The organism is Pedobacter sp. PLR (assembly GCF_026239675.1).
GTDB lineage: Bacteria > Bacteroidota > Bacteroidia > Sphingobacteriales > Sphingobacteriaceae > Pedobacter.
This window is the reverse complement of the sequence record NZ_JAPIVQ010000005.1, coordinates 1-16813: the sequence shown is the minus strand read 5'-3', so window position 1 is coordinate 16813 and position 16813 is coordinate 1. Positions and strand designations below refer to the sequence as shown.

Annotated in this window: 13 protein-coding genes; 6 read left to right on the top strand and 7 right to left on the bottom strand. The window is 41.3% G+C overall.

The genetic code is table 11. The features are described from left to right. Positions 1 to 162: 162 nt before the first annotated feature. The 3 genes from OQX61_RS13160 to OQX61_RS13150 all read right to left on the bottom strand — a co-directional run bounded on the left by OQX61_RS13160 (position 163) and on the right by OQX61_RS13150 (position 5447). Positions 163 to 1206 carry an NAD(P)-dependent alcohol dehydrogenase gene (locus tag OQX61_RS13160; protein WP_265842173.1) on the bottom strand — a complete coding sequence of 348 codons (1044 nt, stop codon included), beginning with the start codon at positions 1204 to 1206 and terminating at the stop codon, positions 163 to 165. Positions 1207 to 1314: 108 nt separating this feature from the next. After that, a complete protein-coding gene (locus OQX61_RS13155) occupies positions 1315 to 3705 on the bottom strand; it encodes an ABC transporter permease (RefSeq protein WP_265842172.1) in 2391 nt (796 codons plus the stop codon). A gap of 236 nt (positions 3706 to 3941) precedes the next feature. Further along, entirely contained in the window at positions 3942 to 5447 is a 1506-nt protein-coding gene (locus OQX61_RS13150; protein WP_265842171.1) for a malate:quinone oxidoreductase, read from the bottom strand. A 446-nt stretch (positions 5448 to 5893) separates the two neighbouring features. On the opposite strand from OQX61_RS13150, the gene OQX61_RS13145 reads away from it, so the two are divergent. After that, positions 5894 to 6145 carry a hypothetical protein gene (locus OQX61_RS13145; RefSeq protein ID WP_265842170.1) on the top strand — a complete coding sequence of 84 codons (252 nt, stop codon included), beginning with the start codon at positions 5894 to 5896 and terminating at the stop codon, positions 6143 to 6145. A 10-nt stretch (positions 6146 to 6155) separates the two neighbouring features. Here OQX61_RS13145 and OQX61_RS13140 read toward each other — a convergent pair whose 3' ends face one another. Further along, a complete protein-coding gene (locus OQX61_RS13140; protein WP_265842169.1) occupies positions 6156 to 7022 on the bottom strand; it encodes a DUF808 domain-containing protein in 867 nt (288 codons plus the stop codon). 418 nt (positions 7023 to 7440) lie between these two features. Here OQX61_RS13140 and OQX61_RS13135 point away from each other — a divergent pair, with 418 nt between their 5' ends. Continuing rightward, the gene (locus OQX61_RS13135) at positions 7441 to 8274 is read left to right on the top strand and encodes a DUF6266 family protein (protein WP_265842168.1); all 834 of its coding nucleotides are present in this window, start codon (positions 7441 to 7443) and stop codon (positions 8272 to 8274) included. A 164-nt stretch (positions 8275 to 8438) separates the two neighbouring features. Then, positions 8439 to 9806, top strand: a complete 1368-nt coding sequence (locus OQX61_RS13130; RefSeq protein WP_265842167.1) for an NAD-dependent succinate-semialdehyde dehydrogenase — start codon at positions 8439 to 8441, stop codon at positions 9804 to 9806. 63 nt (positions 9807 to 9869) lie between these two features. Here the strand turns inward: OQX61_RS13130 and OQX61_RS13125 are convergent, their stop codons facing one another. Then, entirely contained in the window at positions 9870 to 10301 is a 432-nt protein-coding gene (locus OQX61_RS13125; protein WP_265842166.1) for a hypothetical protein, read from the bottom strand. Between the two features lie 458 nt (positions 10302 to 10759). Here OQX61_RS13125 and OQX61_RS13120 point away from each other — a divergent pair, with 458 nt between their 5' ends. The 3 genes from OQX61_RS13120 (at position 10760) to OQX61_RS13110 (ending at position 13068) form a co-directional block, all read left to right on the top strand. Further along, complete coding sequence (locus OQX61_RS13120) at positions 10760 to 11314, top strand: UpxY family transcription antiterminator (protein WP_265842164.1); 555 nt, start codon at positions 10760 to 10762, stop codon at positions 11312 to 11314. Positions 11315 to 11406: 92 nt separating this feature from the next. Next, positions 11407 to 12438: a GNAT family N-acetyltransferase gene (locus OQX61_RS13115; RefSeq protein ID WP_265842163.1), complete on the top strand. Its 1032-nt coding sequence runs from the start codon at positions 11407 to 11409 to the stop codon at positions 12436 to 12438. 195 nt (positions 12439 to 12633) lie between these two features. After that, entirely contained in the window at positions 12634 to 13068 is a 435-nt protein-coding gene (locus OQX61_RS13110) for a hypothetical protein (protein ID WP_265842162.1), read from the top strand. A 1-nt stretch (position 13069) separates the two neighbouring features. Here OQX61_RS13110 and OQX61_RS13105 read toward each other — a convergent pair whose 3' ends face one another. Then, on the bottom strand, positions 13070 to 14056 hold the full coding sequence (locus OQX61_RS13105; RefSeq protein WP_265842161.1) for a type IX secretion system membrane protein PorP/SprF: 987 nt from the start codon (positions 14054 to 14056) through the stop codon (positions 13070 to 13072). Further along, a partial coding sequence (locus OQX61_RS13100; protein ID WP_265842160.1) for a gliding motility-associated C-terminal domain-containing protein occupies positions 14056 to 16813 on the bottom strand: 2758 nt, incomplete at its 5' end. The genes OQX61_RS13105 and OQX61_RS13100, both read right to left, overlap by 1 nt.

Genomic DNA, 16813 nt, shown 5'->3' with positions numbered 1-16813 from the left:
AACGTTTTTGACCCTAAAATTGTTTGGCAGCATTCATCATTGCCTTGCTTTCAGCAGGATTTACAGTATGAAATATAACCATTTATACACGAAAGCCCCTGATTAAAAACAACAAAACCCGGTAAGCCTGAACTTACCGGGTCAAAAACGTAAAAAAAACTATTAAATAGAGGCCATGTCTATCACAAAGCGATAACGAACATCGCCGGTCAAAGTTCTTTCATAAGCCTCATTGATCTGATCTATTTTGATCATTTCTACATCAGAAGTGATGCCATGTTCTGCACAATAATCCAGCATTTCCTGTGTTTCTTTAATTCCTCCAACCAGAGAGCCCACCAGACTACGGCGACCAAAGATCAGTTGTACCGCCTGTACCTCAGAAGGTGTTGGCGGAACGCCCAGCAAGATCATCACCCCATTGGTACGCAATAAAGCAAGGTATTGGTTATAATCATGTTCTGCAGAAACCGTATCAATGATAAAATCAAAAGTATTGGCAAGACCTTTCATCGTCTCTTTTTCTGTAGTCAATGCAAAATGATGGGCACCCAATTCTCCGGCATCTTTAGCCTTTTCAGGAGAGCGGCTCAACATCGTTACGTCTGCTCCCATGGAAGCGGCAAGTTTAACGGCCATATGCCCTAAACCACCCAAACCGACTACCGCCAGCTTGTCTCCTTTTTTCACGCCCCAATATTTTAACGGGGAATAAGTAGTGATCCCCGCACAAAGTAAAGGCGCTACCTTTTCTAAAGGCAATTTATCGGAAATATTCAAGACGAAACCCTGTGTCACCACAATGTGTGTAGAATAGCCGCCGTAAGTAATCGTTTTTTTATCCTGTTCGAAAGAATTATAAGTCTGTGAATTTCCGTTTTCGCAATACTGTTCCTGATGATCTTTACAATTGCTGCAATGGCCACAAGAGTCTACAAAGCAGCCTACACCAACCGTGTCGCCTACTTTGAACTTACTTACGTTAGCACCAACCCGGCTCACTTTACCAACAATTTCATGACCGGGTACAACCGGATACATGGTACCTCCCCATTCATTTCTTGCCGTGTGAATGTCCGAATGACACACCCCACAATATAAAATCTTAATCTCCACATCATCTACTCCTGGCTCACGACGAGTCAACTGGAAAGGTTCTAATGGTTTATCAGCCTGATGAGCTGCATACGCTTTTACTGAAGTCATATTCTTTGTGATTAGTTTTCCCTTATAATATCCAAAACAACAAAAATGTTTTACTTAAAAAGCAGCCTGTCCTTCAAACCTGATCTAAAATCAATCAAGCCCTGAACCCTACTCATATTTAAGCGCATCAATGGTATTGGCTCTTGCCGCCTTATAAGATCTGATACTAACCGTGATCAGGGTGATCAGCATAGAAATGCACATCGCCAGCACAAAAGGCCAGATACTCAGCTCTATCCGATAGGCAAAAGTAGACAGCCATTTGGAAACAAACAGGTAAGCCAGCGGCCAGGCCACAAGGTTTGCCAGAAAAACCATGACTAGAAATGATCCGTTGAGCATTTTAACCAATTCGAAAGTAGAAGCGCCCAATACTTTTCTAATGGCAACCTCTTTGGTCCTTTGGGCAGCAACAAAAGAGATTAAACCAAATAGACCAATAAAAGAAATAAAAATAATGATACCCGCAAAAACCTTAAATAGTATACCCATTACAGCTTCACTCTCATAATAGCTATTGATCCTTTCATCAACAAAGCCAGAATCGTAAACACTAGTGGGGAAGGTAACATTCCATAAGGCTTCAATTTGTTTCATGGCAGGCAGCATATGTTCGCCATCCAGCTTTATGGCCGCGCGCCAATATTGATCTTTGTCTGAAGAAATAACCAGTCCGGAGATATTCTCTTTTAAAGATTTATCATTATAATCTTTCACCACACCAACAATAGGGATATTGACGTTTGAAGCTTTAATTATTTTGCCAATTGCATCCTGAGGGTTAACAATCCCTACCTTTTTGAGAAAGGTTTCATTAACGACATAACCATTCGTAGTGTCGCTTTTTGTAAAGACCTTGCCTGCAATAATTTTTAAGTCAAACAGCTCAAAGTAGTTTTCATCCGCTGTACAAACTCTGACTTCGAAATCATGGTTCTTTACCCCATTGAAGGTGAAATCTGTTGAATTTACATCCTGAGAAAGCGGAGGCGACTGGCAATAACTCAGCAGCTGTACGCCCGGAATCTGCAGGACCTTCTCTTTGAAAATATCACGTCTGCTTACGCTGGTACTATCCCCTGGAATTCCAACCATGGCTACAGCATCTGAACTAAATCCCAATGGTTTTTGCTGCAAATACTCCATTTGACGAACGATCACCAGGGTCCCGATAATCAGTATTATGGTAATTGCAAACTGTACAACCACCAGGATTTTACGCAAGCTTAGGCCATTGTTATTCAGTGCAACCTTATTTTTAATAGCCAGTGCCGGATTAAAGCCCGATATAATCATTGCCGGATAAAAACCCGCTAAAAAGCTGACAAATACCACCAGCAACGCCATAAACACAAAAATAACAGGGTGTGCAAACAGGCTGAATGACATTTGGTTTTTGAAAAGATTTTGCATGGAAGGAATCGCAAGCTCACACAGCATGCAGGCAAATAACAAGGCGATTACCACTATAGCAACAGTTTCGGTTAAGAATTGAACAATAAGCTGTCTACGGTTACCGCCCATTACTTTACGAACCCCAACTTCTTTGGACCTGTTAACCGCCTGAGCAGTACTTAAATTAATAAAGTTGATGCAGGCTGTACAGATTAAAAACAGGCCAATGACAGAAAGACCATAAATCTGGTGTTTACTAATCGTCAAATTGGCGAAATTATCATAAAGTTCAGAAAAATGGATCTCTTTTAAAGGCTGAAGTCTGTTCTTCTGGTTACCCGCGATATTTTGATCTGCGTAATGTATTTTGTTGAACTTTGTCAGCATCTCCTCAAGGTCTGAACTTTTCATTCCTTCTTTAAGCAATACATAACTGTTGTTGCCGGAGCTTGTACAATCCCAGCAGGTACTATTTCTTTCCGAAAAATTTTTGTAGCTGATGACTATTTTTAAAGGGAAACTACTGTTTTGAGGCATATCCTGAAATACACCGGTCACCTTTAATTCTGTTTTACTTCCAATTGTGATGCTTTTGCCAACTGCATTTTGAGTGTTACCAAAATACTTAATGGCTGTAGCTTGCGATAAAGCCACGGTATTAGGCTCCTTTAATGCTTCTGATGGCTTACCATATTGCCAGTCGATCTGAAGTATCTCAAAAAACTCTGGTTCTGCATAGTAGAAATCTTCCCTGGTTTTTATAATTTCTTTGCCTTCTTCATCTTTAACATGAATTACATTCCCTCCCTTGGCTATTGCGCCTATCTTCTCTATGCCCGCAATTTCATTTCTGGCCGCTGCAGTAAAAGGTATGGGTACTCCTGAAGAATAATCGTCGAAAGAATTGTATTTCCAATCGGTAACCACGCGATAGATCCGATTTTGATTTTTATAGCCTTCATCAAAACTCAGCTGGAAACGGATAAAGATAAAAATCAGGATACAGCTTGCCATGCCAATGGAGAGACCCAGAATATTAATCAAGGTATAACTCTTATTTTTCCAGAGGTTACGCAAAGCGATTTTTAAATTGATCCTAAACATAAGCGGTTTTTTCTCCTGCCATTCGCCAACGATATGCCAAACCCAAAAACAGGCAATGATCACGGCTTATTCATCTTTAAGGATTTTAAACTGTTCGTTAACGCACAGCGGCTGACCGAAAACGCACAATGTTATAAAACCCCGGTGCAGGTTAAACTAAGGAAAAGTAGCGCTACAAAAAAAGGACTTTTAGTTGTTACACCAAAAGTCCTTTAATATAGGATCAAAATCTTCTTTTATTCTGCTTCGCGCAAGTTTAAAGTTTTCGTGGTATTCGATCTGATTTCTTCAGTCATTTTTATGTTTTTACTAAGTGCATGTCCATAAGAAGGAATCATAGCGCTTAGTTTTTTCTGCCATTCTTTGCTTTTCACCTGTTCACCGAAGCAACGCTCCATTAGGGTAATCATGATAGAAACTGCGGTAGAAGCCCCTGGAGAAGCTCCAAGTAAAGCAGCAATAGAACCATCGGCAGCAGTAACTACTTCTGTACCGAATTCTAAGATACCGCCATGTTCTTCATCCTTCTTAATCACCTGAACACGCTGACCAGCAGTTTCCAGTTCCCAATCTTCCATTTTGGCAGTTGGTAAATACTCTCTTAAAGCGGTCATACGATCTTCCGGAGATTGACGTACCTGGTTGATTAAATATTTTGTAAGTGGTAAATTATCCAGTCCGGCGGAAATCATCGGACGGATATTATTCACTTTAATTGACATAGGAAGGTCCATTAAAGAACCGTTTTTCAGGAATCTTGTAGAGAATCCTGCATAAGGACCAAAAAGCAATGCTTTTTTACCATCGATCATTCTGGTGTCTAAGTGTGGAACAGACATCGGTGGCGCACCAACCGAAGCTTTACCGTATACTTTAGCATCATGATTGGCAATGACATCCGGATTGATACATTTCAACCATTGTCCACTTACCGGGAAGCCACCAAAACCTTTACCCTCAGGAATACCGGATTTCTCCAATAGTGGCATTGAGCCACCACCAGCACCAATGAAAACAAATTTAGCTTTCACCACACGCTTATCTCCTGTGAATCCGTTTTTCACTTTCACATCCCAAAGCCCGTCTTTTTGCTTTAGTTTTTTCACATCATGAGAAAAGTGCATGCTCACACCTTCCATTTTTTGAAGTGTATTGAACATCATTCTGGTTAAGGCACCAAAATTTACATCGGTTCCCATTGTCATTCTTGTGGCGGCTACCTTTTCTGCCGGATCACGTTGATCCATTACTAAAGGCATCCACTTCTTCAATTGTTCCGGATCTTCAGAATACTTCATTCCTTCGAAGAGAAGATTTTCCTGAAGTCTGTCAAAACGTTCACGTAAAAACGCAACATTTTTCTCTCCCCACACAAAACTAACGTGCGGAATGCTCTTAATAAATGTTTCGGGTGATCCTACCAGGTTGCTATTAACCAGGAACGACCAAAACTGCTTGGATACTTCAAAAGATTCTGCGATAGCTACAGCCTTTGCAGTTTCAACTGAACCATCCGCTAATTGTGGCGTATAATTTAGCTCACAAAATGCAGAATGCCCGGTGCCGGCGTTATTCCAGGCATCAGAACTCTCTGCAGCAGCAACATCCAGTCTTTCAAAAATTTCTATGGTGATATCCGGCTGCAATTCTTTGAGTAATACACCTAACGTGGCGCTCATTATCCCTGCTCCAATCAATACAACATCCGCAGTTTTTTCCGAATTACTATTCTTACGAGTCATTTATTTGAATTTTTATGCAAAAATACAATACCTTATCAAATAAACCCTAAGAAAACAAGATGTTTTGTGAATTATTTCTGTCTATTCTATAAACTTTAAAAGAATAGTCCAGAAAAATGAGGTGAAGTCGGCGGCAATTAGCGTAATTCCTTCCGGAATTTTCATCCGTTCTAATTTTATTACCTGTATTGACAGCCTGATTTCTTTTAATCTCGTATAATTCACACAAAGAAAAGTCAGAACATCCACGTTTTACCCGTTCATTTGTTTGTCATTTTTATATGACCTGCCAAATATAATTTGGAGCAACAGGTAAACTGATCAAATCCGGGTTAAATCCTAATCCTGGTTAATCATTAACCCTTTTCTGAAAAACCATTTAACATTCAGAATGTTATCTTTTTTACAAACAGGCCTGATGATTCCTAACCTTAAAATTATTCATTATGAAAAATCAAAGTACGCCAAAGCCCGGTTCAGCAGACTATGACGCTGAAAATCCACAGAATTTAAACATCCCAAAGCACCACAGCAGCACCGACCGAAGAGACAGTCATGAATTGCCGGCAATTGAAAACCTGAATGATCAGGCAGATGAGAACGAAACAAAAATTCCCTGGCAAGACCTACCGAGAACTGACCTGGGCAATCCACGACGCAAAGATGAACATCAACGTGAACGGATAATTACGCCATAAATTCATTAGCTTATCGCTTCAATAAGGAGATCACTTTTTTAGTACCTGTTGTTGCTGCAACCACAACTAATCCGGCAACAAATCCAATCAACGCCTCTTTAATCATAGCGGGCATACCCGGAAATAAATGGTGTAAGAAGTCAATATTATGAACAAAGATTCCGCCGGAAACCAGGATTAAAGCAATGGTTCCAACGACACTTAGAATCCTGATGATTACGGGTAGCGACTTCACCAATAACTGCCCAAGGCTGGCAAAGATCCCTTTATCATTGGAACGTTTGATTAATTTATGGCCAACATCATCCATCCTTACGATAACTGCAACAATGCCATAAACACCAATGGTAGCCAATATTGCCACGGCCGAAACGGTTAAGATCTGTATCGGTAAAGTTGCTGTTAAAACCGTTCCCAGTGCAATAATGACGATCTCTACAGAAAGAATAAAGTCGGTGGTAACAGCCGATTTAATCTTTGCTTTTTCCGCCTCATCACCATCCTGTTTAATCTCTGCAATCACTTCATGTCCATCCTTTGAACGGTGGAAAAGGTATTCCACTATCTTTTCAACCCCCTCATAGGCCAGATAGAATCCTCCTAAGACCAGGATAACTTTGATAGCAACCGGGAAAAATGCACTGAGCAGTAAGGCGATTGGAACAATAATAATCTTATTAATTAAAGAGCCTTTGGTAATTGCCCAAAGCACAGGTAATTCACGTGAAGAGAGGAAACCAGTGGCTTTTTCTGCATTCACCGCTAAATCATCCCCCAATATGCCTGCTGTTTTTTTCGTCGCTATTTTAGCCGCAACCGACACATCATCCATTAAAGCAGCTATATCATCCAAAATCGCAAAAAAACCTGAAGCCATATTTATTTAATTAATCTGGCCGCAAATTATAAATACGATTTTGAATTATAATAAAAACGCCTGTAAATATTTATTAAATATCTTCTTATCTCCATCCCTATCAGGCATCCCTTGACGTTAAAACCCTATTCATTCAGCCCTCAGGTATACAATGGCTATCCTATAACCCTAATTCGGTTAGCATGCCTACATATTGACAATACGATTATCAGGGCATCCTTTGTGTTTTGATTGGAGGTTGATAGGGCCTAATAGGGCTTTAAGCCCTATGAAAGCCTTGAAGGTCAGCTTGTAACTTTCTTTTAACAGCCTGGTAATTATGATGTCATTAGCGGGATAACCCGAAGATTATGACTACCTTCATGCTAAGCATGCTGTATGGTACTGCGCTCAACTTCAAACCTTTAACGACTCTAATATGGCAATAGCTTCTAACGGCCCACAGGGCCACCTCAACGGAAAAGTCGGCAATCTTGTTTTTTATATGCTCAACGGGCAGCCTGTAGTACGCTTAAACGGCAGAAAAGGAAAACCAAGTACACTTCAACTGGCCAATTATCAGGAAATGGCCGTCACCACCAAACTGCTTAAAAGAATGGGCGGGTTTATTAAACTAGGTTACGGTTTGCAAGCCAGAGGAACAGTCCATAATGCACATAACTTAGCCACTTCCTATCATAAAAAACAGGCTTTAAAAGGTGAATACCCAAATATCAGCATCGATTACAGCAAGGTTAAGTTAAGCCAGGGTGTGATGCCGGAAACCGCTGATTTAAAGATCAATAAGTTAGCCGGTGGACTGGAAATCACCTGGGATCCAAAAGAGTATCCAGGCTTACAGGACAACGACAGCGTGATGGTCATGATTTGTTGCCCGGAAACCGGAAAAGACCAGGAATATCTGAATGTGGCTAGAAGATCTGAGGGAAAGTGCTTTATTCCGGTGTATGAGAACGTGTTGAATCAACAGATAGAACCCTATATTTCCTTTATTTCTGCGGATGGCGAAAAGGTGTCTGACAGTGTTTATCTGGGTAATCTGAATGGTGAAGGTCAAAATGCAGCAGAAAAACAACAGGCAGAGAAATACCAGCAGGTAAAAGTAAGGTTTGATCAGCTGGAAGGCAATTATTCAAAGCAAATGATAGCCAATTATGGCGAAAAACCGCGGACTAAAGCTTTTAAATATCTGGAAAAAGAATATCAGACCCTCAAAAAACAACTGGACCACTTACCGGGAAAACCCGGTTAATCACCTGAACGGAAAAACAATACCCTTTTTAGCGTAAAATTTTATACAACTACAAAAAATAACTATCTTACATGATAGTTACAGGAGATTCATGTTCAAAAATTAATCAAACAAATCCTCCTGGTTATTTGCTGTTATAATTTAGATATAAAACGCGGAAAAGTATGATATCAGTGAACCCTACGAATGGAAAGACGATAAAAACCTATATAGAAGATACGGAAAAGCAAGTAAATGGAAAGATAGAAAAGACACATGCTGCCTGGTTAAAATGGAAAGATACCCGTTTTTCAGTACGGGCAGAATTCCTCAGAAATACTTCGGCTGTGCTTTTAAAGCGAAAAACGGAACTAGCTACTTTAATGGCTAAAGAAATGGGAAAACCTTTACCGGCAGGAATTGCAGAAATTGAAAAATGTGCGGCAGTCTGCGATTTTTACGCTTCAAACGGCGCCAACTTCCTGAAAGATGAAATCATTGCCACAGAGGCGAGTAAAAGTTATGTGAGCTTTCAGCCATTGGGCGTGGTACTGGCGGTGATGCCCTGGAATTTTCCCTTTTGGCAGTTGTTCCGGTTTTTGGCACCTGCCCTGATGGCGGGGAATGCGGGTGTATTAAAACATGCCTCCAATGTAAGCGGTTGCGCATTGGCGATAGAAGAAGTGATCAAAGAAGCTGGTTTTCCGAAAGATGTTTTCAGCGTGCTCCTGATCAACAGTAAAATGGTTAAACTGGCCATTGCGCATCCTTTCATCAAAGCCGTAACCTTAACCGGAAGCACCGAAGCAGGGAAACAGGTGGCACAACAAGCAGGTTTTCATTTGAAAAAAACCGTACTGGAATTGGGAGGAAGTGATCCTTATCTGGTATTGGCAGATGCCGACCTGGAGCAGGCCGCAGAAATTTGTATGCAAAGCAGACTGATTAACAATGGCCAAAGCTGTATTGCAGCGAAGAGATTCATTTTAGTCAAAGAGATAGAAAAAGAGTTTCTCAAAATCTTTCTGCTCAAGATGCAGTCGAAAACTACCGGAGACCCTTTTGAAGCCAAAACCGACCTCGGTCCTATGGCCAGAAAAGACCTGCGCGATGAGTTACACCAACAGGTAACCGACAACATCAAAGCGGGGGCAAAATGTATTCTTGGTGGAGAAATCCCTGATTTTAAAGGCGATCACGCTTTTTATACGCCTACCATTCTTACGGGTATAAAAAAAGGAATGCCTGCCTGGCAGGATGAAATATTCGGTCCGGTAGCCTTGATATTCAGTGCAAAAGATGAGGAAGAAGCGATAAAAATCGCTAACGACAGTCCCTTTGGATTAGGAGCAGCAGTATTTACAGCTTCCAAAGCACATGGTGAAGAAATTGCTGCAAAGAAACTAAACGCAGGATCCTGCTTTGTCAATAGCCTTGTAAAATCAGATTCGAGATTGCCATTTGGTGGAATCAATCAAAGTGGTTACGGGAGAGAGCTCAGTTCTTTTGGCATCAGGGAGTTCGTGAACATCAAAACTGTATACATCCGGTAAGTTCAGCTCAACACATTTGAGTATCCAGATCAACGGTTGAAAAATGTATTTAAACCCGGGGGTTTAGGTTTGGTTCCATCTTGGCAACTGTCCATAAATCCCCTGGTATATCTGGAGGATTTTAGATTTCATGGTTGCTGGTAGGTCCTTATTCTTATGGTCATAAGTAACATACCAATGGACGTGTAAAGCTTCTATATCCTCAATCATCATTTGAACGGGCCATGAATTCTTGCGTTCAATTTCACCGAACTGGAAACCATTCAGTAAATTTTCCCGCAGGTCGTCTGCAATGTCTGTATTGATCTTCAAATCTTTTGATTTTTCCGGTGGACCGGATTTATTGATATAAACCAGCTCCACCCTGCCCTTTCTTAAGGCGTAAACCAGGTATAGCCCATAATTATGGGCATCTACATTGCAGACCTCTACTAAACTGTCTGTTGCCTGAAAAAAGAAATTGCCCTGTTTATATTTACTCAATTCGTCAAACATAAATTTAATAGTTTTGAAAACCGATCATTTTTTCAATCGCGTTAACCTAATATAAAAAAATTGAGATCATCTAACAAATTAACCCCTTAAAGGAGTGAAGAAAATAAATGCTACTCCTGCCCCCTGTAAATCCGACCTGTACAAACTGTCCATATTATCCGTATTTCCCGTATTTATCATCCCTCTTCCCCGTATTTTATTGTCAACAATATTGATCAGTTTAACAGTTTAACCACAACATTCAAAAACCACATACTACTGAATTTTAAACAGATAACTTTAATCTACAGCCTTATCCTCCTAAAAAAAGACCTGGACCTCGTTTAATTTATCGATGTATCTGAACCCCCGAAAGACCAGATTAATACCAGGCAGATTTAAGATACCGTAAACACTGTTACTCCTGTAACTGAGGTGGCGAAGCTGTAGCCAAACACCTGACTTTTAACGTTTTCATCATGAAATTACAGGACACACACCATGCGTTATGGCGCAAACAATGGCTGGTGATCTACACCCGCCCGAGATGGGAAAAAAAAGTAGAACGGCTCTTACAACTCCAGGGCATAGAATCCTATTGTCCGTTAAGAAAAGTCATGAATCAATGGGCAGACCGTATAAAACAAGTGGATTTACCACTGTTCAGCTCTTATGTTTTTGTGCGCATCAATGAGCGTGATGCTTATAAAGTAAGGCAAACAATTGGGGTTATGAACTTCGTTTATTATATGGCCAAACCTGCAGTGATTAAAGATCAGGTGATTGAGAAAATAAGAGAATACAGCCAAAACTGCCCCGATGTAGAGGTGCTGAGCCTTCAGGGCATCAACAGTGGTGACCGCGTAAGGGTTAAGCAAGGCCTGTTTTCCGATCAGGATGGAACGGTTATCAGGGTTCAGGGCAAAAATGTGATTCTGGTTTTTGACCATTTGAACTGTGTATTAGTCAGCAATTTCCCGGTCAGCAATGTGGTGTTAAACACAATACACACTGGCCCGATATCCTATAATTAACAGGGAGATGCGTGCAAAAGCGGTGGAATTGCGTTCAGAAAATATGCTGGATGGACTCTTGAGAAATACAGCATTCAAATCTTCCGTCAATTATGAAAAGATTAATTCAACTATTTGAAAAAGAAGACTGGAAGTATTATGTAGGAAATTCCTTGCAGCACGACTTTTACCACAGCTGGCATTATCATTCGATGGAGTTGGCTGCTGAGCCCTTACTTTTCGTTTATGAAGAAGGAGAAAACTACCTGGCGCTTCCCTTAATCAAAAGAGAAATCCCTGGTGAGGAGTACTCCGATCTGACTTCTGTTTATGGGTATACCGGTCCTATTTCCAATCAGAAATTCTGCACACTGAGCACACTGTTTCTTGAAAATTTCAGGCTATCCTTTCTGGAATATTTAAAAGAAGAAAAGATAGTTTCGGTTTTTTCAAGGTTACATCCATTTTTCGATCAGTCCTTACCCATATCCAAATTGGGTGGCATTCATGCTAACGGGAAAACGGTGGCCATAGACCTGACGCTCTCTATTCAAGATCAGCGGAAAAAATACCACAGCCGGTTGAGGAGCAACATCAGTCAATTGAGACGAAAGGGTTATATAGTCAGGGAGTCGGATTCTATAGCCGACATTGACATCTTTGCGCAGCTATATATGGAGCATATGAAAAGGATTAGTCCTTCCGGCAGTCACCTGTTTCCCCGCTCCTATTTCAGAGATCTCTATTATTCGGATGAGCTAAATTGTAAATTATTACTGGTATACCTGGGTGATCAGGCGGTATCAGCTGCCTATGTGGTATGCAGCAATGAGATTATCCAGGCTCATCTTTTAGGCACACTTACCGCTTATTTACCAGATTCCCCGGCTAAATTACTCACGGATGAGATCAGTGTGATTGGCCGTAAAATGGGTGCCCGGTATTTCCATCTTGGTTCCGGGCTAAATTTTAAGGAAGACGCGCTTTTTGAATGGAAGGCCGCTTTTTCAGATCTGATCCTTGATTTCAATAGCTGGAGATACATTGCCAACCCGGAAGTTTATCATGTATTGGTTCAAAAACTGGAAATCAATAAAGCTGCTGACCTGGATTTCTTCCCTTTATATCGATACAACTCATCGTAAAAGCAACTATTCTACCTATGAGCAATTAGGCGACCTGTAAGGAGTAATCCATGCAATTAATTGTTTCATCAGAAAATTTATTTGTTTTGAGATTAGCAATTATTTTCATTACCTTCCAAAAAGATTAGTCCCAATCTGGTCTTATGTTTGAAATAATAGTATGCTGGTTTCTTATTAAACCTAAACTATTATCTTATGATTTTAATCAACAACGACGGTCTGATTGAGCGTGTCGTGCGCAATAAGATCAGCATTTCAGAACTTTCCCGTATTTTAGATGTAAGCAGAACTTCTATTTACAATTGGTTTCAACAGAAACAGATTGGCATTGATGTGGTGTGTAAAATCGGCAAAGTAATAGATCATGATTTTGGAAATGAATTTCCGGAGGCTTTTGCAAAAGAAGGAGATCGGATCATGGCAGATTTAACTAAGGAAAGAATGGAAGATGAGCATTATTACAGCGATTCTGTCCAGTATTGGATGAAAAAGTACATCATTCTCCTGGAAAAGCATAATGATTTGCTTCATGATATCCATAGCAAACCAGGAAAAACACCTGTAGTTCCGGGGGCGATGTTAGGTACTTCCAGAAATACGCGGTTATATTACCCAAAGGCAGGTTATTGATTTAGAATACCCTCGGACAAATGAAGGATCTCGGGACTTTACCAAAGGCGAGCCCCATCGTGATCTCATGGGATCCATTTTGATTACTCCCCAATGCACTGGTGACGTGATCATAAGAGTACCCAAATCTAAAACGCTCATTTACAAAAAACTGAACAATGCCGGATATAGAATTTTCTTTACCCGGGGAAGATCCTTCTAAGTTCTTTTTCCACAGGTTGAACCCTGTGCGAATGGAACCGCCGATCCAGACTTTATCATTAATGATGAACATGGTATTGAAATCGGCACTGGTTGGCCCTCTAAAATCTTCTTTAATGAGGATACTGGGTCTGATTCTGATTTCCGGTGAAACATTAATTAATGCCCCGCCCATCATATATGCGTGTCGGCTACGAATGACATTTAAAGAGGAAGATTGATTCCTTCTTTTATCGGGTCCGGAAAACAGGTCCAAAGCAGACAGTCCGAGGTACCAATAGTCCGAATTGTAAAACACACCGAGGCGTAAATCAGGAACGATATTACTTTGATTCCCTATTGGTATGGCCTCGTCTCCGGGCTGAACCGTGGTTAGCAGCTGCCCTTTTAAACTATACTGTGCCGCACCTACGCCCAAACCAAAACTCAATCGCTGGGTATCCTCTCCATTTAATTGTAAGCGGTAAGCGTAATTCAGGGTTGCTGAAGTTGCAGATTGCGCCCCGATTTTATCGGTTGTAATCTGCACACCTAAGCCCATTTTACGATCCAGCGGATCTAATATCCCATCAATGGAAACCGTTCCTGTTTGTGGTGCTCCCTCCATTCCCACCCATTGTGCCCGTAATCCGAGTTGTACAAACCACTCTTCTTTATAGCCCGCATAAGCAGGATTTACACTCAGACTATTGAATATATACTGCGTAAACTGGATGTTTTGCTGTGCAGCTACTTTTCCAATTTGCATGCAGCAAATACCTATCATTATGGTGATCAGTTTTCTCATTATCTTTTGATTAAAATCCAGCTTTTACGGGTCGTAACCTCTCCTGCTTTTTTAAGTTTTAACACGTAGAAATACGTCCCCTCATTTAAGCCCATCCCATCCCACTCTCCTTTATAGTTGTTGTTTTTGTATACCTGATCGCCCCAGCGATTAAATACAGCGAGGTCAACATTTTCATAAGCGGCTATTCCAATGATCTGGAAAGTATCATTCTTTCCATCGCCATTTGGCGTAAACGTATTTGGTATTTCCAGATCCGGCGGAACTACAGTGATTGTTACCATGGCTACATTAGAAGATAATCCTACGGAATCGTTGATTTTATAGCTAAACTTTTCAACGCCCGAGTATCCTTTATTTGGCTGATAAACGATTTTTCCATCTTTATTCATTTGCAGGCTTCCGTTTGATGGCATCATCTGCACTTCTACCGTACTAACATCTAAAGGAAAAAGACTTGCGCGGTCGTTTTTAGCTACTGCAACCATGACTTCATTATCTATTTTGGTCTTTGCATAATCGTCTACTGCGGAAGGGTAACGGACAACATCTATATCCGTCGGCCTATCATTGTCCTCGCTCGTACCAGAGATATCCGAAACAACTTCCCCGATCTCTGTCTTCCCATCTACCTGAGCAACATTTCTCACGTTCCCATTCAACTTTTCATCTTCTGTAACGGTATAATTTTCCCTATGTGTGATAGAAGCTCCCGGTGCGATTGTGGTTGCGGATATGAGGATTGGTCTGGAGATTTTTGGGTCAGACAGGACCAGATTGTGCAGGGTAACGTTTCCGGTATTCTTGATGATAAAATTGTAGGTAATCGTTTTAAAGTCGTTATTGAAGCGCCCGGTTTTCAGCAAACTCACTTTAGGGTTCTGCTGAATACGTACATCTGCTGTCGTCGAAACAAGAGGGTGTTCTGTACTTTCTACAGTCGCGGTATTTTGAATTTTAGCAAGGTTTGCAGTTGGCGCGCCATTTTTATCTAAATCTGATTGAGTTACGGTGTAAGTTCCTTTATAAATCCATGATTCTGATCTTTCCAGAATGTTGTTACCATTGTCGCCAGTCTTCTGGTTCAGTTGTCCACCGATCAGCGGATCGCTAACGATCACATGGTGATGATCTGCCGTTCCGGTATTTTTAACCGTGATCGTGTAATTTATCTTTTCTCCGGCAACAGAAACAGTTTGCAGGTCTGCGGTTTTCGTAATTGAAAGGCCGATACAAGCGGGAACTCTGATGGTGATTTTAAAAGGAATTCCATCACAGCCACCGTCTAGCCCTTTTGGCGTAACGGTGTAAATAACATCCTGAGCGATTGCTGTTGGGTTGTAAAGATTGGTACTAATGGTATTTCCCGTTCCGTTTAGTGCACCTGTTACCGGAGAACTTACCGTCCAGCTGAATGTTGCCGGTACCGAATTTCCACCTTTTACCGTATTGTTGATATTGGCTTGCAGTGGGTAAACAAATGAGGATTGATTACAGGTTAAAGGAGTCCTGGTGTCGTCATAGCCTTTAGGAACCTGGCTTACAGTCACTCTGGTTGTCGCTGAAACTGCACTGGTACAACCCGCAGTATTGGTCACTTTGACGGTGTACACACCAATTTCATTTACGCTGTAACTTTGAGCAGTTGCATTAGGAATGAGGATTCCGTTTTTATACCATTGGTTTCCATTTACCGCTGATGAGGTTAAAATTACAACTCCACCTTCACAGAAAGTAGTTTCATTTGATGGAGAAATATGAGGCTGTTCAGGGTACTGAACTTCTGTAACGGTAGTTGGTAAGGATATCGTGCTTACGCAACCATTGTCGTTTGTAAATTGAACGGAGTAGTCGCCGGGTGTAGTTGCAGTATAGGTTTTAGCCGTAGCACCTGGAATTAGTACGCCGTTTTTGTACCATTGATTTCCGCTGATTTCTGATGAGGTAAGGGTTGTACTACCACCCTCGCAAAATACTGCATGGTTTATGAAAGTAATGGTTGGCGGATTTGGAATCGGGTTTACCGTAACCACTGCTGGTTCCGAAGCCGGGCTTTCGCAGGCAATCGAAGTGATTTTTACGGTATAGATTCCGCTTTCGGTAGCGGTATAAGTCTGACCGGTTGCACCTGTTATTGGACTGCCTCCTTTGTACCATTGGTAACTGTCGGACGCAGTAGCGCTTAATACTACCTGCCCGCCTGCACAGAAGGTCGTCTGGGTGGCAGCGGTGATAATGGGTTGATTTGGAATCGGGTTCACCTTGATCGTTACCATTTCTGACACCAGACTAACGCAGTTATTTAAGGTTACATAAACTGTATATTTTCCGCTTTCTGTGGCGATGTAGGTTTGGTTGATTGCACCTGTTATTGGGCTGCCATCTTTATACCACTGGTTGCCGGTAGCTGCAGAAGAAGTTAGCACAGTACTGCTGCCCTCGCAGAACTCTGTCTGAGTTACGGTAACATCCGGAGTAGCTGGAATCGGATGAGCAATTAAGACAACTTCTTCCGATGTTAAGCTCAGGCAATTGTTTAAGGTAACGGTTAAAGTGTATTTCCCGCTTTCCGTAGCGATGTAAGTTTGCTGGTTTGCATCCTGTATCGGGTTACCATCTTTGTACCATTGGTTGCCGGTAGCTTCCGGGGAAGTCAGCGTAGTGCTGTTGCCTTCGCAGAATTCTTTCTGGCTTACGGTAATTTCAGGAGTCGCCGGAATCGGGTGAGCAATCAGGATAACTGCATCAGATACCAGA